Raw genomic sequence first — 19,467 nt, forward strand, 5'->3', positions numbered from 1 at the left:
GCGCCCGCCGCATGGCGTTTTCGTGACCGTCACCGGCGCGTCACGGCCGGGCCCCAGGATGCGGCCATGACGACGATCGACCTCGTCTACTTCAACGCCGGCGGCGGCCATCGGGCCGCGGTGCAGGCGCTGCAGGAGACGGCGAAGGAACAGGGCCGGGCGTGGAACCTGCGCCCGGTGAACCTGGTGCGCGTGCTGGACCCCGGCGCGAGCTTCCAGCGCCTCACCGGCTTCGAGCCCGAGGACTACTACAACCTGCGGCTGCGCCGCGGCTGGACCGCCGGCCTGGGCCACGAGCTCAAGCTGCTGCAGGGCCTGATCCGCCTGGCGCACCGGCCGATGCTCTCGGCGCTGCGGCGCCACTGGCTGCAGAGCCGTCCCGACCTCGTGGTCTCGGTCGTGCCCAACTTCAACCGCGTGCTCGGCGAGTCGGTGCAGGCCGCCTGGCAGGACCTGCCCTTCGCCACGGTGATGACCGACCTGGCCGACCACCCGCCGCGCTTCTGGATCGAGCCGCGGGTCGAGCAGCACCTGGTCTGCGGCACGCCGCGTGCGGCCGAGCAGGCGCTGGCCGCCGGCGTGCCGGCCTCGCGCCTGCACCGCGTCTCGGGCATGGTGCTGCGGCCGGCCTTCTACCGCCCCGCCTCCGGCGACCGGCGCGTCGACCGTGCTGCGCTCGGCCTGGACCCCGACCGCCCGGTGGCCGCGGTGATGTTCGGCGGCCACGGCTCGCGCCAGATGCTGAAGATCGCGCGCGCGCTGGGCGACGTGCAGCTGGTGCTGCTGTGCGGCCACAACGCGGCGCTGCAGACCGAGCTGGCGGCGATGCGCCGCGCCGCGCCGCACGTCGCGCTGGGCTTCACGCAGAACGTGCCTCGGGTGCTGCAGCTGGCCGATGTCTTCGTCGGCAAGCCGGGGCCGGGCTCGATCAGCGAGGCGGTGCAGCTCGGCCTGCCGGTGCTGACCATCGAGAACGCCTCGACGCTGCCGCAGGAGCGCTACAACGTGCAGTGGCTGCGCGAGCTGGGGCTGGGGCTGGCCGTGGGCTCGCTGCGCGAGCTGCCGCAGGCCATGGCCGAGCTGCTGCAGCGCCTGCCGCAGTACCAGGCGCGTGTGCGCTGGGTCGACAACCGCGCCGCGGCCGAGGTGCTGGATGTCTTCGACGAGCTGCTGCGCCCGCGCCGGGCGCAGTTCCCCGACGACGAGCCCGAGGCGCTGGCCGCCTGAGCCGGTTCAGGCGACCGGCTCGGCTTCGGCGCGGGCTTCGGCCGGCGCGGGCAGGGCGGCGGCCGGTGCTCGGCGCCCGCCGCGCACGATCTCCAGCCGGCCGTCGGCGTGTTCGACGAGCGCCGTCAGGCTCTCGACCCAGTCGCCGTCGTTGCAATAGAGCACGCCGTCGATGGTACGGATCTCGGCGTGGTGGATGTGGCCGCAGACGACGCCGTGCGCGCCGCGCCGGCGCGCCTCGTGCGCGAGCACGGTCTCGAAGTCGTCGATGTAGCTCACCGCGCGCTTGACCTTGTGCTTCAGGTAGCCCGACAGGCTCCAGTACGGCAGGCCGAAATGCGCGCGGGCGCGGTTGAACCAGCGGTTGAGCTCCAGGGCCAGCGTGTAGGCGGCGTCGCCGACGTGCGCCAGCCAGCGCGCGTGCTGCACGATGCCGTCGAACAGGTCGCCGTGGGTCACCCAGAGCACGCGGCCGTCGGCGGTCTCGTGCAGGCAGTCCTCGACGACCTCGACGCCGCCGAAGCTCAGCTCGACGTAGCGTCGCGCGAAGCCGTCGTGGTTGCCGGGCACGAAGACCACGCGTGTGCCCTTGCGCGCCTTGCGCAGGATCTTCTGCACGACGTCGTTGTGCGCCTGCGGCCAGTACCAGCTGCGTTTGAGCTGCCAGCCGTCGACGATGTCGCCGACCAGGTACAGCGTCTCGCATTCCAGGTCGCGCAGGAAGGCGAGCAGCGGCTGCGCCTGGCAGCCGGGCGTGCCGAGGTGGATGTCGGAGATCCAGGCCGTGCGCACCCGCAGCGGCACGCCGTCCGCGGCGCCGTCTCGGGCGTCGGGCGGGGAGGAGGGCGCCGTCTGCATGGACCGGCATCGTCGCCGGCCGGCGTGACGGCGTGGTGACGCCCTCAGTGCACCGCGCCGGGGCCGTCGTCCACCGTCCACGGCCGCAGCGCGGCCGGGGTGCGGAAGTCCTGCGGCGACTCGAAGTCGGCGCGCGCGGCGCCGCGCATCGCCTCGGGCGGCTGCGGGAAGCCGCTGCGGCCGCGGTAGTCGGCCGGCGGCTGCGCCGCGGCGCGCTGCAGGCTGGCGGCGACCGCGACGTCGAGCAGCGCGACGCCGGCCACGGCCGCGATGGCCGCCTGGCGCCCGGGCCGGTCGCGGCCGGTGGCCAGCGTCGCCATGTCCAGCGCGTCGCCGCCGACGCGGGCCCACATCCACGGCGCCGGGCGGCGCGTGGACAGCAGCGCCAGCCCGGTGGCGACTTCACGCAGCCCGTAGGCCCGCACCAGGCCGGCCTGGCCGGGCAGGCCGACGCGGCGCGCCAGGCCGCGTGCGGCGACCAGCTCGACGACACCCAGCCCGAGGCTGAACCAGCCGAGCGCGCGCGCCAGCGAGCGCGCCTGTCGATGCGAAGGGACCATCTCGTGCTCCTCGGGGTTCAGGGCTTGAGGACGACCTTGATGCAGCCGTCCTCCTTGTCGCGGAAGGTCTTGTAGAGCCCGGGCCCGTCCTCGAGCCCGGCGCTGTGGGTGATGACGAAGGACGGGTCGATCTGGCCGTCGCGGATGCGGCGCAGCAGGTCCTCGGTCCAGCGCGGCACGTGGGTCTGGCCGGTGCGCAGCGTCAGCCCCTTGTTCATCAGCGCGCCCATCGGGATCTTGTCGACGAAGCCGCCGTAGACGCCCGGCACCGACAGGATGCCCGCCGGGCGGCAGGCCATGATCATCTCGCGCAGCACGTGCGGGCGGTCGGTCTCCAGCATCACGGCCTGCTTGGCACGGTCGACGATCGAGTCGAGCGAGCGCGTCGCGTGGGCTTCCATGCCGACGGCGTCGATGCATTTCTGCGGCCCCTTGCCGCCGGTGAGCTCGGCCAGGCGTTCGAGCACCGGCTCCTCGTCGAAGTCGATGGTGATCGCGCCGCCGGCGGCGGCCATCGCCAGGCGCTCGGGCACGCGGTCGATGGCGATCACCTGGCGCGCGCCCAGCAGCAGCGCGCTGCGGATCGCGAACTGGCCCACCGGGCCGGCGCCCCAGACGCAGACCGTGTCCTCGGGCTCGATGTCGCAGGCCACCGCGGCCTGCCAGCCGGTGGGGAAGATGTCGCCGAGGAACAGCACCTGCTCGTCGGACAGGCCCTCGGGGATCTTCAGCGGGCCGCAGTCGGCGTAAGGCACGCGCACGTACTCGGCCTGGCCGCCGGGGTAGCCGCCGGTCAGGTGGGTGTAGCCGTAGAGGCCGGCGGTGCTGTGGCCGAAGGCCTTGTCGGCCAGCTTCTTGTTGCGGTTGCTGCGCTCGCAGACCGAGAAGTTGCCGCGCCGGCACTGCTCGCATTCGCCGCAGCTGATCGTGAACGGCACGACGACGCGGTCGCCGACCTTCAGCGCCTTGTTGTCGCGGCCGACCTCGACGACCTCGCCCATGAACTCGTGGCCCATGACGTCGCCGTGTTCCATGCCCGGCATGACGCCGTCGAACAGGTGCAGGTCCGAGCCGCAGATCGCGCAGCTCGTCACCTTGAGGATCGCGTCGCGGCCGTCCTCGATGCCCGGATCGGGCACCGTGTCGCAGCGGATGTCGTGCTTGCCGTGCCAGCAAAGGGCGCGCATCGTGGATCTCCTGCCCGAGGGCCTCAGGCTGTGCCGAGGCCGCGGCAAGCGATGTGCCGTGTCAGCGCCGCGGGCGCGTGCGCCAGCAGCGCCGGAACTCGGCGGCGAACGGCCCCAGCACCAGCAGCAGCGAGGCACCGAAGAACGCCGCCAGGTACCAGCCGGGCAGCGGCTCGGCCTTCCAGCGCAGCGACCAGTCGGCGGCCTCGCGGCCCAGCCCCAGCGCGGCCAGGGCCTGGCCGGCGTCGAGCACGACGATGCCCGCGAATGCCGTCCACGGCAGCACCTGCTGCAGCCCGTGCACCAGCTGTTCGTACCAGGGGATGTCGCGCCGCGTGTCGGCGTAGGCCAGGTCGGCCCAGGTCGTCGCCTCGTGGGCCACGCAGGCGGCGAACATCAGCGCCAGCGCGGCGGCGCTGGCTTCGAGCAGCAGCGCCACCAGCACCGCGACGCCGAGCTCGGCCAGCATCGCCAGGTGCAGCGCCGACTCGCGCAGCCCGGCGCTGGCCTCGATGCGCTGCAGGCGGTGGCAGAGCCAGTCGGCGCTGCCTGCGAGCATCCAGACCGGCGCCAGCACGCCGAGCAGGGCGATCTGCAGCAGCGTGCGGGTGTCGTCCACCTCAGCGCCGCAGCGCGACCAGGCCGCCCAGCGCCAGCCCGACGGCGAAGCTGCCGTAGACCAGCGACAGGCTGGGCCGCGACAGCCGGTGTTCGAAGCCCGGCGTCAGCCGCCGCGGCACGAGCTGCAGGTCGACCAGCGCGGCCACCGCGGTGACGGCGGCGGCGTCAGCCATCGCGTTCAGCGGCGTCGGCCGCCGCCGGCGCGCGCGGATCAGGTCGTAGACCCCGGCCCACAGCATCGACGAAGCGATGTGGATCGCGGTGCCGGTGGCGGTGTGGCGCAGCGAGGGTTCGTCCTGGCGCAGCGCGCGGCGCGGCCAGATCCAGTGGCTGATCGCGTTGAGCGGCGCCGACGGCGTGCTCTCCTCGCGGCCGCGCCAGACCAGCGCCACGGTGGACAGGCCGGCGGCCAGCAGGCCGTCGGTGAGGGTGTCGCGCACGACGCTGCGCGGCGCCAGTGAGATCGTCGTCGTCATCGGTCGCTCCGTGCCGTCGCCCGGGCGGCGGAATGCCGATTGCCTGGCCGGCGGCCGCTTTTGGCAAGCGCTGTTCCCATGCGAATCCTCCTCACCGGCAGCAGCGGCTTCATCGGCGGGCGTCTGCGCGAGGCTTTGCAGGCGGCGGGGCACGAACCGATCTGCGCCGGCCGCCGGCCCGACGGCAGCGGCTGCCGCTTCGTCGCCGCCGACTTCGCCGGCCCGCCACCGCGCTGGAGCGAGCACCTGGACGGCGTCGACGCGGTCGTCAACACCGTCGGCATCTTTCGCGAGACCCCGGGCGCACGCTTCGCCGACCTGCACGTCGCCGGGCCGGTGGCCTTGTTCGAGGCCTGTGCCGCGGCCGGCGTGCGCCGCGTCGTGCAGCTCTCGGCGCTGGGTGCCGACGACGAGGCCGAGAGCGGCTTCCACCGCAGCAAACACGCCGCCGACCGGCGGCTGCTGGCGCTGCCGCTGGACGCCTGCGTCGTGATGCCGTCGCTGGTCTTCGGCGAAGGCGGCGCCAGCAGCGCGGCCTTTCTCACCTGGGCCTCGCTGCCGGTGCTGCCGCTGCCGGCCGGCGGCCGGCAGGCGATCCAGCCGGTGCACGTCGACGAGGTCGTCGCGGCGCTGGTCGTGCTGATCGAGGCGCCGCCGGGCCGCTGGCGCGGACGGCGCATCGCGCTGGTCGGGCCCGAGCCGACGACGCTGGCGGCCTATCTGCAGGGCTTGCGCGCCGGGCTGGGGCTGGCGCCGGCCCGCACGGTCACGGTGCCGGCGCCGTTGATGGCGGCCGTCGCGGCGGCCGGCACCGGGCTGCTCGACCGCGACGCCTGGCGCATGCTGCAGCGGGGCAACACGGCCGACGCCCAGGACCTGACGACGCTGATCGGCGGTCCGCCGCGGCCGGTGGCGGCCTTCGTGCCGCACGAGCTGGCGCCGGCGCTGCGCACGAAGGCCGAGGCCGGCTGGACCGTGCCGCTGCTGCGGCTGGCGCTGGCGACGCTGTGGCTGGTGACGGCCTGGGTCTCGCTGTTCGTCTTCCCGCGCGACGAGAGCCTGGCGCTGCTGGCGCGTTCCGGCGTGCCCGAAGCGCTGCGGCTGCCGGCGCTGTTCGGCGCCGCCGGGCTGGACGCGGTGTTCGGCGTCGCGACGCTGTGGCCCGGCCGGCACCGCCGGCTGTGGGCGCTGCAGGCGGCGTTGGTGCTGGGCTACAGCGCGGTCATCGGCGTCGCGCTGCCCGAGTTCTGGGCGCACCCGTACGGGCCGCTGACGAAGAACCTGCCGATCCTCGCGCTGCTGGTGCTGCTCTGGGCGCGCGACCGCTGATGGACTACCTCGTCGCCAAGTGTCTGCACGTGCTGTCTTCGGCGCTGCTGTTCGGCGCCGGCGCCGGCTCGGCTTTCCACCTGCTGCTGGCCAGCCTGTCGGGGCGCACGATGGCGGTGGCGGTCGTCGCGCGCCAGGTCGTCTGGGCAGACTGGCTGTTCACCGCGACGACGGTGGTCTTCCAGCCGGCCAGCGGCTGGTATCTGCTGCAGGTGCTGCAACTGCCGGCGTCCACGCCCTGGGTGCGCGACGCGATCGTGCTCTACGTTCTGGCCGTGGCCTGCTGGCTGCCGGTCGTCGTGCTGCAGATGCGCATGCGCCGCCTGGCCGAGGCGGCGGCGGCGGCCGGGGCGCCGCTGCCGCCGGCCTACCGGCGCTGCCTGCTCGCCTGGGTGGCGCTGGGCGTGCCGGCCTTCGTCGCCTTCGTCGCGGTGTTCTGGCTGATGGTCGCCAAGCCGGGCTGAAGGGTCAGAGCGGGCGGCCGAGGCGCTTCTCGATCTCGCGGCGCTCCCATTCGGGGCCCAGGAAACGCGACTCGCCCCAGACCTTGATGCCCTGCATGACGACAGCGATGCCCCAGCCCAACGCCGGCCAGACCACCCACAGGTGCTGCGGCCGCGTCAGCAGGTTGATGGCCAGCAGCATCAGCATCACGGCGACGTAGGTCGCGAGGTGGCCGTAGAAGGCGCGCAGGCGGCGCACCTGGCGCATCGCCAGCCGTTCCTCGGCGTTGACGCGGGTGCTGGCCGGCGTCGGCGCGGCGGTGGGGGCAGGGGGCGGATCGAAGCGGTCAGCGGCCATCGTAGGCTCCGGGGCGGTGGGCGGCGCTTCGGCCGGCATCAGGACGGAGAAGTCGATCTCGAAGACCGACGCCAGCGATTTCAGGGTTTCGGCGCTGGCCGGCTGGCCGCGCTCGATGCGCTGGATGGTGCGTACGCTGAGCCCGCTCAGTTCGGCCAGTTGCTCCTGCGACCAGCCGCGTTGGATCCTCAGTTTCTGCACCAGCATCGTGACTCCCTGCAATCGACGGCCTCCAGCGTGCCCGGCCCGGCGGTTGCGGACCACGTCAACGGCCCGACAGCGACCCGACAGCCGCCCGACAGCGGCGCGACAAGGGCCCACCCGACCTGTGTGATGATGCCGCAGCTGGCCGCCGCGCATGACGGCTGTCATCCTTCCGTCCGGCTTGGGCTGCATCAAAACCCCAGCGCCCGGCGGGCGCCTAATCGGCTGGTCGGCCGCCATCGCGGCGGACCGGCGAACTCACGTCAGGAGATCCGCATGGCCTCAATGTCGAACCTTTCGATCGTCAGGGCCGTCGTCCGGGAGATCCTTCCCCGCACGGGGTTGGCCTATCTGGACGGCGAAGACCAGCGCGAATGGACCGTCACCAAGAGCACGCCGGGTGCCGACTTCGCCCATCTCAGCCCGGGTGACCGGGTGGAACTCAGCGTCGAACGCCACGACGCGTGGCTGATCGTCTCGGGCTATTCCGAGCTCGACCACTAGGCTTCAGCCCGGGTCCAGCACCCTCAGCCGGATGCCGTCCACCGGCACGGCCGGCAGGCGCGACATCTTCAGCGCCATCACCTGCGGCGGCACGATGACCCGCATGTGCAGCAGCCGCCCCAGCGCCAGCCGCATCAGCTGCGCCGCCAGGTCTTCGCCGGGGCAGCGGTGCCCGCCGGCGACGTCGCCGCCACCCTGCGCCAGGAACTCGTAAGGGCCGGGCTGCCGGCGCAACCACCGTTCGGGCAGAAAGGACTGCGGCGTGCGCCAGATGCGCGCGTCGTGGTGGGTGCCGAACACGTCCAGCAGCACGCGGCGCCCGGCCGGGAAGTGCAGCCCGCACCAGTCGAAATCGGTGCGCACGCGCGCGACGATCGCCGGGAAGAACGGGTAGTGGCGCCGGATCTCGTCGATGAAGGCCGGCGCCAGGTTCTCGCCGTCGGGCGACGCGAGCGTCGCGCGCCAGGCCGGAAAGCGCTGCAGCGCATGGGCGACGAAACTGATCCACACCGACACCGCGACCACCGGCCGCAGCAGGTTCAGCAGCTCGACCGCCGCGGTGTGGGCCGGCAGCGGCCGGCCGTCGAGGTCGCGATAGGCGACGATGGCCTGTGCCGCGCAGCCCGGCGGCAGCGCCGTGCGCCCGGCGCGTGCGTGCTCGACCAGCGCCGTCAGCCAGGCCTCGGCGCGTGAACGCGCCCAGCGCGCCTGCAGGTGCGCGATCGGGCCGGCCGCGGCCTCGTCGAACAGCGCGACCAGCTGCCGCGTGCGCCGGGCGACGTCGGCCTCGGGCAGCGGCACGCCGGCCCAGCGGCAGGCGGCACGCGCGAGCAGCGGCTGCACCTCGCGGTACAGCGTCACCGGTTGCGGCGTCGCGGCCCAGCCGGCGGCGGCGCGGTCCCATTCCTCGCCGACGATCGAGACCAGTGTCTGGACGCTGTCGGCGCCGGTCAGGCCGACGAGCAGCGCCTTGCGCACGCGGTGCGCGTCGCCGTCCAGCGTCTGCACGCCGCCGTGGCCGAAGAGCGTGGCTTGCATCGGCTCCGGCGCCGCGCCGGCACGCACGAAGCGGCTCTCGTCGTAGAACAGCTCGGCGGCCAGCGGGCCGGACATGCAGATCGTCGGCCGCATCAGCAGCCGGATCTGGAAGACGTCGGCACCGAGCGTTGCGCAGCCGCGCGCGATGAAGCGGTACGGGTCGGCCAGCCAGGCCAGCGTGTGGTCGAAGCCGGGCAGCCGTGGCAGCGGGGCGGGGGTGGCGCGGGTGGCCAGCGGGGGCAGGACGTGCGGCATCGGGCGGTTCGTGGGGGACCTGGCCCCCTGCGGGCAAGCGCCGTGCGCGCCGGCCGCTCAGCCCCCGCGATCGGGGCGGGGCGGCGGTTCGCCCCGGACCTCGGCCTGCACCGAGCGGCGGCCTTCGCGCCGGGCGCGTGTGACCTTTCGGTACTGGTACAGGCCGAAAACCAGCGCGATCAGCAGCGTGATCGCGAACAGCGCGGGAACAAGGCCGACGTCCATGGGGCACTCCTGAAGTTGCCGCCGAGGCGGCAAGCCCGGTGCCCGCGTCTTCAGGCCTCGCGCAAGGCCGCTTCGCCCACCGGCAGCCAGCGCAGCAGCTGCGCGTACAGGCGCTCGGCGGCCACCGGCTTGGCGAGGTGATCGTTCATGCCGGCGGCCAGGCAGGCGTCGCGGTCCTCGCCGAAGGCGTTGGCGGTCATCGCGATGATCGGCACGCGGCGCCCGCCGGGCAGGGCACGCAGCGCCCGCGTCGCCTGCAGTCCGTCGAGCACTGGCATCTGCACGTCCATCAGGATGGCGGCGTAGGCCGTGGTGCCGGCGCGCTCGACGGCCTGCTGGCCGTCGGTCGCCATGTCGACGACCAGGCCCGCGCACTCGAGCAGCTCCTCGGCGACGAGCTGGTTGATCTCGTTGTCCTCGGCGACGAGCACGCGGGCGCCGGCGTGGCGGCGGCGCACCAGCGCCTCGAGGTCCTCGTCGAGCTCGGGTTCGGCGGCCACGACATGCGGCGCGTCGTCGTCGGCCGGCTCGAGCTGCACCTCGACCGTGAAGCTGCTGCCCTGGCCGGGCACGCTGCGCACCTCGATGCGGCCGTTCATCAGGTCCACGAGGTGGCGGCAGATCGCCAGGCCCAGGCCGGTGCCGCCGTAGCGCCGCGTCGTCGAGCTGTCGGCCTGCTCGAAGGGGTCGAAGAGCAGCGCCTGGCGCTCGGGTTCGATGCCGATGCCGGTGTCCGACACCTCCAGGTGCAGCCGCGGCGCCTCGGGATCGTGGCGGTCGAGGCTGCAGGCCAGCCGCACCTCGCCGCGTTCGGTGAACTTGACGGCGTTGCCCAGCAGGTTGAGCAGCAGCTGGGCGAGCCGGGTCGGGTCGCCGCGCAGGCGTTCGCCGCCGGCGCGGTTGTCGATGACCAGCTGCAGCCGCTTCTCGGCCGCGAGATCGGCGACCATGCCGCGCGTGCGTTCGACCAGTTCGTCGAGCGCGAAGTCCACGCGTTCGAGCGACAGCTTGCCGGACTCGATCTTCGACAGGTCGAGCACGTCGTTGACCAGCGACAGCAGGTGGTCGACGGCGCGTGCGATGACCGACAGCGAGCGGTGCTGCGTGGGCGTGGCCTCGCGCTGCAGCAGGTGCACCATGCCGGTGATCGCATTCAGCGGCGTGCGGATCTCGTGGCTCATGTTGGCCAGGAACGCGGTCTTCGCGCGGCTCGCGTCCTCGGCCTTGCGCGTGCGTTCGGCCACCAGGGCCTCGAGGTGGTGGCGGTGGCGTTCGAGCTCGGCGACGATGCGCCGGCGCTCGGTCGTGTCGCGCAGCAGGCCCAGCACCGCCGGCCGGCCCTGGTGCTCGAAACGCGCCGCGCGCAGCTCCATCCAGACGCGGTGGCCGTCGCGATGCAGCAGCGCGACGTCGTACTGGCGCTCGGGTTCGGGCGCGGCCGGCGCCAGGCGCTGGCGGTAGCGCTCCTGCCACAGCCCCAGCGACTCGGGCGCGACGACGGCGTCGAAGCGCCGGCCCTCGAACTCGAGGCGGCTCCAGCCCAGCAGCGTCGGCAGCGCCGGGTTGACGAAGACGAAACGTTCGTCCTGGGCCACGAACAGGCCGTCGCCGAGCGAGCCGACGATCGTGCGGTTGAAGGCCTCGCTCTGCGCCAGCGCGCGCATCGCGCGTTCGGCGTCGTGGCGGCGCTGCACGTCGTGCAGGCAGCGTTCGATGGCCGGCGCCAGCCGCGCCATGCGGTCCTTGAGCACGAAGTCGGCGACGCCGCGGTGCAGCAGGTCGACGGCCAGCTCTTCGCCGATGGTGCCGGTGACGAGGATCACCGGCACCTCGGGCAGGCGCTCGCGCACCAGGGCCAGCGTGGCGTCGAAGTCCAGGCCGGGCAGCGAATGGTCGACCAGCACGACCTGCCAGCCGCCTTCGGCGAGCGCGCTGCGCACCGCCTCGGGCGAGGCCGCGCGCCGGCATTCGGCGCCCATGCCGTGCTGGCGCAGATGGCGGCGCACCAGCTCGTAATCGGTTTCCAGGTCCTCGATGACGAGGATGCGGTCGGCCACGCCCAGCGGCGGCGGCGTCGGGACGTTCATCTCAACCCCGTGTCAGCGGTTCGTTGGTCGCCAGCCAGTACACGCCCAGGCTGGCCACGCGTTCGGCGAACTCGCCGAAGTCCACCGGCTTGCGCACGAAGCTGTTGGCGCCGCCTTCGTAGCAGGCCAGGCGGTCGGCGTCCTCGTCGCTGGAGGTCAGCACGACGATCGGCAGGGTGCGCGTGCGGGCGTCGGCGCGCAGGCGCTGCAGCACCTCGACGCCGGTCAGCTTGGGCAGGCCGATGTCCAGCAGCACGACGGTGGGCAGCCCGGGCCCGGCGCGGCCGGCGAACTCGCCTTCGCGGAACAGGTAGTCCAGCGCCTGCTGGCCGTCGCGCACGACGTCGACGCGGTTGGCGACCCGGGCCCGGTTGAGCGCGCGCAGCGTCAGCAGTTCGTCCTGCGGGTTGTCTTCCACGAGCAGGATCACGCGTTCGCTCATGCCGTCGCTCCTTCGTTGACACCGGCCCGCGGCCGCTCCGGCAGGGTGAAGCGGAAGCGGGCGCCCCGGCCGGGGCTGCCTTCGGCCTCGATGCGCCCGCCGTGCCGGTGGACGATGCGCTGCACCGTCGCCAGCCCGATCCCGAGGCCGGGAAACTCGTCCTGGCGGTGCAGCCGGGCGAAGGCCTTGAAGAGCCGCCCGGCATGCGCCATGTCGAAGCCGGCGCCATTGTCCTCCACGCAGATCCAGCGCGAGCCGTCATCGATGATCGAGAACACGCGGATGCGGGCCCCGGCGCAGCCGGCGGTGTACTTCCAGGCGTTGCCGACCAGGTTGTTGACCAGCGCGGCCAGCATGCGCCGGTCGCCGGTGGCGACCAGGCCGGGTTCGATCTCGACGGCCACCTCGCGCCCGGGCTCGGCGCGGCGCAGGTCGGCCAGCGTCTGCTCGGCCAGCGCCGAGAGGTCCACCGGCGCCACCGACAGCGCGCCGCGCAGCGTGCGCGACAGCGTCAGCAGGCCCTCGACGAGGTCGCCCATGCGCTGGCCGGCGAGCACGATCTGGTCGAGGTAGCCGCGGGCCGGCGGCGGCAGCTCGGCGCCGTGGTCCTCGATCAGCGCCTGCGAGAAGCCGGTCATCGCGCGCAGCGGCGCCCGCAGGTCGTGCGAGACGGCGTAGGCGAAGGCGTCGAGCTCGGCGTTGGCACCCTGCAGCTCGGCGGTGCGGGCGGCCACGCGCGCTTCCAGCTGGGCGTTGAGTTCGCGCAGCGCGGCCTGCGCCTGGCGCTGCTCGGTGATGTCGTGCAGCACGACCTGCACGCCGCGGCCTTCGGCCAGCGCCAGGCCGATGGCCGTCGACTCGACCTCGGCGATGCCGCCGTCCAGGCGCCGGATGCGGTGCTCCAGCGTCGGCGTCGGCGCGCCGCCGGGTTCGAGCGCGGCCTGCTGGCGCAGCCGCAGCTCGGCCAGCCCGGCGTCGTCGGTGTGGAAGAGGCCGGCCGTGTCCAGCCCGACCAGCGCGTCGGCGCCGGGTGCACCGAACAGCCGCACGCAGGCCTGGTTGGCGATCAGCAGGTGGTCCTCGATCGCGAGGTAGATCGCCACCGGTGCGTCGCGGAACAGGGTTTCGTAGCGCGCCGTGGCGAGCTGCTGCTCGGCCAGCCGGCGCGCGAGCGTGTCGTGCAGCCGGCGCAGCGCGTGCGCGACCTCGGCGACCTCGTCCTCGCGCTCGGGCGGGATGGCCGCGAACTGCGGCGGCTGGTCGTGCACGACGCGCAGCGCGGCGGCCGACAGCTCGCCGATCGGCCGCGCCACGCGCGCCGCCAGCCACAGGCTCAGCAGCATGAAAGCCGCGGTGCCGAGCGCGCCCAGGAGCAGCAGCCGGCGCGACATCTCGATGGCCGGCTGGAAGGCGAGCGCGGCCGGCTGGCGCAGCAGCACCACCAGGCCCGAGGCGCCTTCGCCGCCGGGGCTGCGTTCCCAGTCGCTCAGGAACTCGCCTTCGCCGGGCCAGGTCACGAGCCCTGGGTCGGCCTCGGGGTCCGGCGGCACCGCCGGCGGCCGGTCCAGCCAGGCCGGCGGGCCCAGCAGCACGCGGCCGTCGCGGTCCAGCACCGCGCTCTCGATGCCGTTGTCGACGTTCAGGTCGTTCTTCAGCGAACGGTGCAGCTCGCGCAGCCAGTCCCAGCGCAGCCGCGCGACGAGCACGCCGGTCGTGCGGCCGGCGGTGTCGGTCATCGGCAGCCCCATGTCGATCAGCTGCGGCGGCTGGCCGTCGACCAGCCCCAGGCTGGCGGTCAGCGCGCCGGCCGGGCGCCGGCTGCCGATCCACGGCGCGTGGGCGGCGGGCGCGAACCAGGGTTCGGCCTGCAGATCGGCGCCTTCGAGCAGCGCGTTCGTCGCCACCCGCACCTGGCCGTCGGGCGCGACGATGGCGATCCAGGCGAAGGCCGGCTGCTGCGCGCGCAGGCCCTCGAGCAGCAGCCGGGCGTCGCCGGGATCGAACAGGCCGCTGGCCAGCAAGGGCTGGTCGGCGGTGGCCTGCAGCTGTTCCAGGCGCTGGCGCAGCGCGCCGTCGAGCACGCGCGCCAGCAGCAGCGCCTCGCGGCGCATCGAGTAGCCCTGCTGCTCGACGAGCTGGCCGCGCTGCACGATGCCGACGACGGCCGCCGTCACCAGCGCCAGCGCCAGGCCGCTGCCGCCCAGCAGCAGCGCGAAGCGCGCGCGCAGGCTGCGCCTGGGGTCCGTCCAGCGCGGCAGCATCGTGATCAGCGGCCTCCGTAGCCGGCGGCGCGCAGCTCGCGCTCGGCGGTCGTCTGCGCGGCGTGCAAGGCCTGGTCGACGCTGGCGCGCCCGCTCAGCGCGGCGGCGAGCTGCTGGCCGATGGCCACGCCGATGGTCTGGAACTCGGGAATCGCCGCGTACTGGATGCCGCGGTAGGGGCTGCGCGGCAAGGTCGGGTCGTCGGGGTCGGCGCTGTCGATCGCCTTGCGTTCGGCGGCGGCGAAGGCGCCGGCCACACGCTGGAACTGCGGGTGCTCGTAGGTCGAGCGGCGCGTGCCGGTGGGCACCGCGGCCCAGCCGCGTTCGCGTGCGACGAGTTCGGTGTAGGCCCTGGACGTGGCCCAGGCGGCGAAGCGGCGTGCCTCCTGCGGGTGCTCGCTGGTCGTCGGCACCGCCAGCGACCAGGTCCACAGCCAGTTCGCGCCCTTGGCGGTGACCGCACGCGGCGCCTGGGCGAAGCCGACACGGCCGGCGACGCGGCTCGCCGCCGGGTCGCTGAGGAATCCGGCGGCGATCGTCGCGTCGACCCACAGCGCGCAGCGGCCGGCGCGGAACAGGCCGAGCAGCTCGTTGTAGCCGTTGGCCGCCGATCCCGGCGGGCCGTAGCGCTGCAGCAGCTCGACGTAAAGCGACACCGCCTCGCGCCAGGGCTTGCTCTCGAGCTGCGGACGCCAGTTCAGGTCGGCCCACTGGCCGCCGAAGGCGTTGGCCATGGTCATCACCAGCGCCAGGTTCTCGCCCCAGCCGGGCTTGCCGCGCAGGCAGATGCCGTAGACCCCGTTGGCCGGGTCGTGCAGGCGTTCGGCGGCCTCGCGCACCTGGCGCCAGCTCGGGCGGTCGGGGAAGACGATGCCGGCGCGTTCGGCCAGGTCGCGGCGGTAGTAGAGCATCGAGCTCTCGCCGTAGAACGGTGCCGCGTAGAGCCGGCCGTCCAGCGTCAGCCCGGCGCGGATCGCCGGCAGCAGGTCGGCGAGGTCGTAGTCGGGCGGGGGGTCGATCGGCCGCAGCCAGCCGCGGCGGGCCCAGATCTGGGTCTCGTACATGCCGATCGTCAGCACGTCGTAGCGCGAGCTGCCGCGGGCCATGTCGGTGGACACCCGCTGGCGCAGCGTCGCCTCCTCCAGCGTCACCCAGCGCACGCGCACGTCGGGGTTGGCGCGCTCGAAATGCGGCGTCAGGCGCTGCATCTCGATCATGTGCTCGTTGTTGACGGTGGCGACGACGATCTCGGTGGCGCCGAGCGCCGGCAGCGCCAACGCCGCCAGCCAGCATCCGAGTGCCGCGATCCGCCTCCTCATCGAGTCCCCCGCCGGCGGCTGCAGCCGCCTGTGGCCGCGATTGTTGGCCTGTCGCGCGCTGCAGGGCAACGCCGCAGAGCCCGCGCAGGCGGCCGGCGCGGGTAAATCCGCAACAAATCCCGCGCGCGGGCATCCGCCTTGCCGGGTGTAACGGCTCGCATCCGGCGGGCGAAGACTCAGCGCGAGGCAGCCATGACGACCAAGGGCCGCGTCCCGAACGACGCGATGGTGGATCTGATGTCCGGTGGCGAAGAGGCCGAGGCGCTGTTCGAGGCCTGGCTGGCCGAAGGCCCGCCGCGCCAGCCGCTGCCGCCGGTGCAGGTGGTGGTGGGCCCGCCGCGGCCCGAGGCCATGCCGCCGCCGGGCGACGACGAGGGCAAGCCGGGCACCGCGTCCTGGCGCGACCCGGCGGCCCAGCCGCCGCGGCGCCCCGGCTGAGGCCGGGTCACGTGCCGAGCGCGCCCAGCGCGCGCAGCACGTCCCAGCAGGCGCCCATGTCGTGGTAGTCGGTCTTGCCGGCCGGGCTCTTCTCGTCGGTCAGCTTGCGGTTGTCGTGGCCGAGGATGCGGTACCAGGCGCCGTGCTCGTGGTCGACGAAGTGGCGCCAGACGTAGGCCCAGAGGCGTTCGTACCAGCCCCAGTAGCGCGCGTCGTCCAGGCGCAGCGCCAGCCAGGCGGCGGCGGCCAGGCTCTCGGCCTGGACCCAGTGGTACTTGTCGCCGTCGCAGACGCTGCGGTCGGGGCCGAAACCGTAGACCAGGCCGCCGTGCGCGGCGTCCCAGCCGTGGGCCAGCGCGGTGTCGAACCAGCGCGGCGCGGTCTCGCGCAGCCAGGCCGGCGCGGCCTCGCCCAGGCGGGCGTCGAGCTGCAGCAGCAGCTTGGCCCATTCGGTGAGGTGGCCGACCTGGAAGCCCCAGGGGCGGAAGATGTTGCTGCGGTCGTGGCGGTTGTAGTCCCAGTCGATGGTCCACGGGCCGTCGCCGTCGCGCCGCCAGTGCTCCCAGATCAGCCCGCCGCCGCAGGTGGCCAGGCGCTGGGTCACGCCGTGCGCCAGGTCCAGCGCCCGCTGCAGGTGGCGCGCCTCGCCGGTGGCCTCGTGCGCGGCCAGCATCGCCTCGCAGGCGTGCATGTTGGCGTTCTGGCCGCGGTAGGGCGACAGCCGCCAGTCGGCGTCGGCCTCGTCGGCGTAGAGCCCGGCCGACGGCTCCCAGAAGCGGCGCTCCATCAGCGCCACGGTGTCGTCCAGCCCGGCACGTGCCTCGTCGATGCCGGCCATCAGCGCGTGGGCGTGGGCCAGCAGCACGAAAGCCAGGCCGTAGCAGTGGTTGGTGGCGTCGGTGACGGTGGCGCGGCCTTCGTGCCAGTCCAGCGTCCAGGCGTAGCCGCCGTTCGGCTGGCGGTGCGCGTCGTGCAGGAAACGCAGGCCGTGGCGCACGAGTTCGCGGTCGGGCTCGCTGCCGAAATGGCGGGCCGCCAGCGCGTGCACGACGACGAAACGTGTGCTGCTGACGAGGTGGCGCGTGCGCCGGTCGTAGACCGGGCCGTCGTCGATGAAGAAGTGGAAGAAGCCGCCGCTCGGGTCGACTGCGCGGCCGGCGTAGAAGGCGAGCGTGTCGCGGATGTGGCCGCGCAGGAACTCGGGCGAACGGAAGTCGGGCGACGCGCGGCCGTCGGGCGCGGCGGAGGCGGTATCGGACATCGGCAGAAGAGATGCTGACGGCAAAGACGCGCAACGATACGACGCGCCCGCGGCGCAGCGAAATCCGGGGTTTCAGGCGCCGGCGACTCGCGGCAAGGCGTCGTCCAGCCGTGCGTGCAGCGCCTGCAGGACGCCCAGCGCGTCGGCGAGTTCGTTCGCCGGCAGGCCGGCGGCCAGCCGCGCCGCCCAGGTGGCGTGCAGCGCCGCGGCGCGTGCGTGCTCGCGCTGGCCCGCGGCGCTCAAGGCGTACAGCGGCGAGCGCCGGTGGCGCGGGTTGGGCTGGGCGGCGAGCAGGCCGCAGGCGGCCAGCAGGTCGAGCTGCTTCTGCGCACCCTGGCGCGTGACACCCAGCGCCGCGGCGAGCTGCGGCGCCGATTGCGGCTGGCCGGCGCGCACGATCGTGTCGAGCAGCTGCCAGCGGGCGCCGGTCAGCCCCAGCGGTTCGAGCAGCGCGTCGGTGCGGGCCAGGCGGCGGGCTTCGAAGCGCAACGTCGCGAGCATCAGTTCTGAGACAAAGGCGGCGGGCGCGGGGCGGTTCTGCTTCATCGTGGTGCCTTTTAGCTTGCCAACCAGTTTCCGCTAACGACAACCGGTTTGCAAATCCGCCCCGCGCTTGGGCGCGTGCCGTGCCCGACTTTGCGCCGGCTCAGTTTCCTCGCGTGGCAGCGCGGAATCGATTCAACTTTTGCCGCCGGCGGACGATACGCGAGCATGACCGCCGCCGTCCGCGGCAGCGCCCATTCGCATCGACTCGTCAGAACTCATGCTCCGTCTGCTCCGCCGTTACACGCTTCGAACCCGATTGCTCGCTTCGATGGCGGTGCTCGCCGCTGCCTTGCTCGGCCTCGGCGCCTGGGGGGTGGTCGAGAACCGCATCGTCACGCAGCGCACCGCGGCGCTGTTCGACAGCGCCCAGGAGGGCTCGGACGCCGTCGCCCGGCTGCGCGAGTCGCTGGCCAACCTGCGCCGGCTGCAGGCCGACGCCATCGCCTCGGGCTCCAACCCGGTCGAGGTCGAGCGCCTGGTCGGGCTGTGGAAGAGCGAAGCCGAACGCGTGAAGAAGCTCGACGCCGATCTGATGAAGATCGACTCGGACAACACGACCATCGAGGCGCTGGTCAAGCAGCAGCTCGCCCAGCTGGAGCAGTACACCGGCATCGTCGGCCCGCTGCTGGACAAGCTGCAGTCGGCGGTGCTGGACAGCGCCGGCGCGCTGGCCTACGCCGAGAGCGCCGAGGAGCACGTCGTCGCGCTGCGCACGACGGCCGACGCGATGCTCAAGGCCAGCCAGTCGCGCCAGGCGCAGATCCGCGGCGAACTCGCCGACGCGTCGGCGCTGGCCGCGAACCTGCGGCTGGGTCTGACCGTGCTCGCCGTCGCCGTGCTGCTGCCGGCGCTGTGGCTGACGCTGCGTTCGGTCTGCGAACCGCTGCAGGACGCCGTCGCCGCCGCCGACCGCATCGCCCGCGGCGACCTCGGCCAGGACCTTGCCACCGAAGGCCAGGACGAGACCGCCGCGCTGCTGCGCTCGCTGCAGCAGATGCAGCTGGCGCTGCGCCGCCTGGTCGGCCAGGTGCGCGAGTCGGCCGAGTCGATCCAGACCGCCAGCGGCGAGGTCGCCGCCGGCAACGCCGACCTCAGCCAGCGCACCGAGGAGCAGGCCAGCAACCTGCAGCAGACCGCCTCGTCGATGGAGATGCTGACCGACTCGGTGCGCCACAACGCCGACTCGGCGCAGCGCGCCAACGAGCTCGCCAGCGACGCCGCCGGCGCCGCCGCGCAGGGCGGCAAGGTGGTCGGCCAGGCGGTGACGACGATGCACGACATCGCCGCGTCGTCGCAGAAGATCGCCGAGATCATCTCGGTCATCGACGGCATCGCCTTCCAGACCAACATCCTGGCGCTGAACGCCGCCGTCGAGGCGGCACGCGCCGGTGAACAAGGCCGCGGTTTCGCGGTCGTCGCCGGCGAGGTGCGTTCGCTGGCCCAGCGCTCGGCCGAGGCGGCGCGCGAGATCAAGACCCTGATCACAGCCAGCGTCGAGCGTGTCGAGTCCGGCACCCGCCAGGTCAGCGACGCCGGCCAGGCGATGCAGGAGATCGTCGGCAAGGTCGAGCGTGTCAGCCAGCTGATCCACGACATCTCCGGCGCGACGACGGCGCAGTCGCGCGACATCGGCCAGGTCGGCGACGCCGTCGGCCAGCTCGACCGCGTGACGCAGCAGAACGCCGCGCTCGTCGAGCAGAGCGCCGCGGCCGCGGCGAGCCTGCGCGCGCAGGCCTCGCGCCTGGCCGAGGTGGTCGGCGTGTTCCGCGTCTGATCGGCCGGCGGGCTTGACGCCGGTCAGCCCGGCGTCGGTTCGCCCGCTGCGCGG

General features: G+C 73.7%; 20 protein-coding genes. 6 read left to right on the forward strand and 14 right to left on the reverse strand.

Going from position 1 to position 19,467, the window contains the following annotated elements; all coding sequences use genetic code 11:
• Nucleotides 1-66 precede the first annotated feature (66 nt).
• On the forward strand, nucleotides 67-1,227 hold the full coding sequence (locus RGE_RS11030) for a glycosyltransferase (RefSeq protein WP_014428465.1): 1,161 nt from the start codon (nucleotides 67-69) through the stop codon (nucleotides 1,225-1,227).
• Between the two features lie 6 nt (nucleotides 1,228-1,233).
• Here the strand turns inward: RGE_RS11030 and RGE_RS11035 are convergent, their stop codons facing one another.
• The 5 genes from RGE_RS11035 to RGE_RS11055 form a co-directional block, all read right to left on the reverse strand.
• Complete coding sequence (locus RGE_RS11035; RefSeq protein ID WP_014428466.1) at nucleotides 1,234-2,085, reverse strand: UDP-2,3-diacylglucosamine diphosphatase; 852 nt, start codon at nucleotides 2,083-2,085, stop codon at nucleotides 1,234-1,236.
• 44 nt (nucleotides 2,086-2,129) lie between these two features.
• On the reverse strand, nucleotides 2,130-2,645 hold the full coding sequence (locus tag RGE_RS11040) for a hypothetical protein (protein WP_014428467.1): 516 nt from the start codon (nucleotides 2,643-2,645) through the stop codon (nucleotides 2,130-2,132).
• A gap of 17 nt (nucleotides 2,646-2,662) precedes the next feature.
• Nucleotides 2,663-3,832 carry a zinc-dependent alcohol dehydrogenase gene (locus tag RGE_RS11045; protein WP_014428468.1) on the reverse strand — a complete coding sequence of 390 codons (1,170 nt, stop codon included), beginning with the start codon at nucleotides 3,830-3,832 and terminating at the stop codon, nucleotides 2,663-2,665.
• Between the two features lie 61 nt (nucleotides 3,833-3,893).
• On the reverse strand, nucleotides 3,894-4,451 hold the full coding sequence (locus tag RGE_RS11050) for a hypothetical protein (RefSeq protein WP_014428469.1): 558 nt from the start codon (nucleotides 4,449-4,451) through the stop codon (nucleotides 3,894-3,896).
• 1 nt (nucleotide 4,452) lies between these two features.
• Nucleotides 4,453-4,929, reverse strand: a complete 477-nt coding sequence (locus tag RGE_RS11055; protein WP_014428470.1) for a hypothetical protein — start codon at nucleotides 4,927-4,929, stop codon at nucleotides 4,453-4,455.
• A gap of 78 nt (nucleotides 4,930-5,007) precedes the next feature.
• On the opposite strand from RGE_RS11055, the gene RGE_RS11060 reads away from it, so the two are divergent.
• Together RGE_RS11060 and RGE_RS11065 are read left to right on the forward strand one after the other, a co-directional pair.
• Nucleotides 5,008-6,258: an SDR family oxidoreductase gene (locus RGE_RS11060; protein WP_014428471.1), complete on the forward strand. Its 1,251-nt coding sequence runs from the start codon at nucleotides 5,008-5,010 to the stop codon at nucleotides 6,256-6,258.
• Complete coding sequence (locus RGE_RS11065; RefSeq protein WP_014428472.1) at nucleotides 6,258-6,722, forward strand: DUF2269 family protein; 465 nt, start codon at nucleotides 6,258-6,260, stop codon at nucleotides 6,720-6,722. Before RGE_RS11060 ends, RGE_RS11065 begins: the two co-directional genes overlap by 1 nt.
• Before the next feature lie 4 nt (nucleotides 6,723-6,726).
• On the opposite strand, the gene RGE_RS11070 is transcribed toward RGE_RS11065, so the two are convergent.
• Nucleotides 6,727-7,266, reverse strand: coding sequence for a 2TM domain-containing protein (locus tag RGE_RS11070; RefSeq protein WP_014428473.1), 540 nt, complete (start codon nucleotides 7,264-7,266; stop codon nucleotides 6,727-6,729).
• Nucleotides 7,267-7,392: 126 nt separating this feature from the next.
• Between RGE_RS11070 and RGE_RS24565 the strand changes: the two genes are divergently transcribed.
• Entirely contained in the window at nucleotides 7,393-7,767 is a 375-nt protein-coding gene (locus RGE_RS24565; RefSeq protein WP_232505012.1) for a hypothetical protein, read from the forward strand.
• A 3-nt stretch (nucleotides 7,768-7,770) separates the two neighbouring features.
• Here the strand turns inward: RGE_RS24565 and RGE_RS11080 are convergent, their stop codons facing one another.
• Genes RGE_RS11080 through RGE_RS11100 form a run of 6 tightly spaced genes read right to left on the reverse strand, consistent with a single transcriptional unit; the run spans nucleotide 7,771 to nucleotide 15,394 of the window.
• Nucleotides 7,771-9,060, reverse strand: coding sequence for a cytochrome P450 (locus RGE_RS11080; RefSeq protein ID WP_014428475.1), 1,290 nt, complete (start codon nucleotides 9,058-9,060; stop codon nucleotides 7,771-7,773).
• A gap of 57 nt (nucleotides 9,061-9,117) precedes the next feature.
• Nucleotides 9,118-9,285 carry a hypothetical protein gene (locus RGE_RS24275; protein WP_014428476.1) on the reverse strand — a complete coding sequence of 56 codons (168 nt, stop codon included), beginning with the start codon at nucleotides 9,283-9,285 and terminating at the stop codon, nucleotides 9,118-9,120.
• A 50-nt stretch (nucleotides 9,286-9,335) separates the two neighbouring features.
• Nucleotides 9,336-11,372 (reverse strand): response regulator, encoded by a 2,037-nt coding sequence (locus tag RGE_RS11085; protein WP_014428477.1) that lies wholly within the window; start codon nucleotides 11,370-11,372, stop codon nucleotides 9,336-9,338.
• A 1-nt stretch (nucleotide 11,373) separates the two neighbouring features.
• Nucleotides 11,374-11,814 carry a response regulator gene (locus RGE_RS11090; protein ID WP_014428478.1) on the reverse strand — a complete coding sequence of 147 codons (441 nt, stop codon included), beginning with the start codon at nucleotides 11,812-11,814 and terminating at the stop codon, nucleotides 11,374-11,376.
• Entirely contained in the window at nucleotides 11,811-14,075 is a 2,265-nt protein-coding gene (locus RGE_RS11095) for a sensor histidine kinase (protein ID WP_014428479.1), read from the reverse strand. The genes RGE_RS11090 and RGE_RS11095 overlap by 4 nt, the downstream gene beginning before the upstream one ends.
• Before the next feature lie 5 nt (nucleotides 14,076-14,080).
• On the reverse strand, nucleotides 14,081-15,394 hold the full coding sequence (locus RGE_RS11100) for an ABC transporter substrate-binding protein (protein ID WP_014428480.1): 1,314 nt from the start codon (nucleotides 15,392-15,394) through the stop codon (nucleotides 14,081-14,083).
• Nucleotides 15,395-15,586: 192 nt separating this feature from the next.
• On the opposite strand from RGE_RS11100, the gene RGE_RS11105 reads away from it, so the two are divergent.
• Entirely contained in the window at nucleotides 15,587-15,832 is a 246-nt protein-coding gene (locus RGE_RS11105) for a hypothetical protein (protein ID WP_014428481.1), read from the forward strand.
• A 7-nt stretch (nucleotides 15,833-15,839) separates the two neighbouring features.
• Here RGE_RS11105 and RGE_RS11110 read toward each other — a convergent pair whose 3' ends face one another.
• The gene (locus RGE_RS11110) at nucleotides 15,840-17,093 is read right to left on the reverse strand and encodes an AGE family epimerase/isomerase (protein WP_014428482.1); all 1,254 of its coding nucleotides are present in this window, start codon (nucleotides 17,091-17,093) and stop codon (nucleotides 15,840-15,842) included.
• A gap of 72 nt (nucleotides 17,094-17,165) precedes the next feature.
• Nucleotides 17,166-17,639: a MarR family winged helix-turn-helix transcriptional regulator gene (locus RGE_RS11115; RefSeq protein WP_014428483.1), complete on the reverse strand. Its 474-nt coding sequence runs from the start codon at nucleotides 17,637-17,639 to the stop codon at nucleotides 17,166-17,168.
• 217 nt (nucleotides 17,640-17,856) lie between these two features.
• On the opposite strand from RGE_RS11115, the gene RGE_RS24910 reads away from it, so the two are divergent.
• Nucleotides 17,857-19,413, forward strand: coding sequence for a methyl-accepting chemotaxis protein (locus RGE_RS24910; RefSeq protein ID WP_310732393.1), 1,557 nt, complete (start codon nucleotides 17,857-17,859; stop codon nucleotides 19,411-19,413).
• Nucleotides 19,414-19,467 lie beyond the last annotated feature (54 nt).

It is taken from the genome of Rubrivivax gelatinosus IL144, assembly GCF_000284255.1.
Classification (GTDB): domain Bacteria; phylum Pseudomonadota; class Gammaproteobacteria; order Burkholderiales; family Burkholderiaceae_C; genus Rubrivivax; species Rubrivivax gelatinosus_A.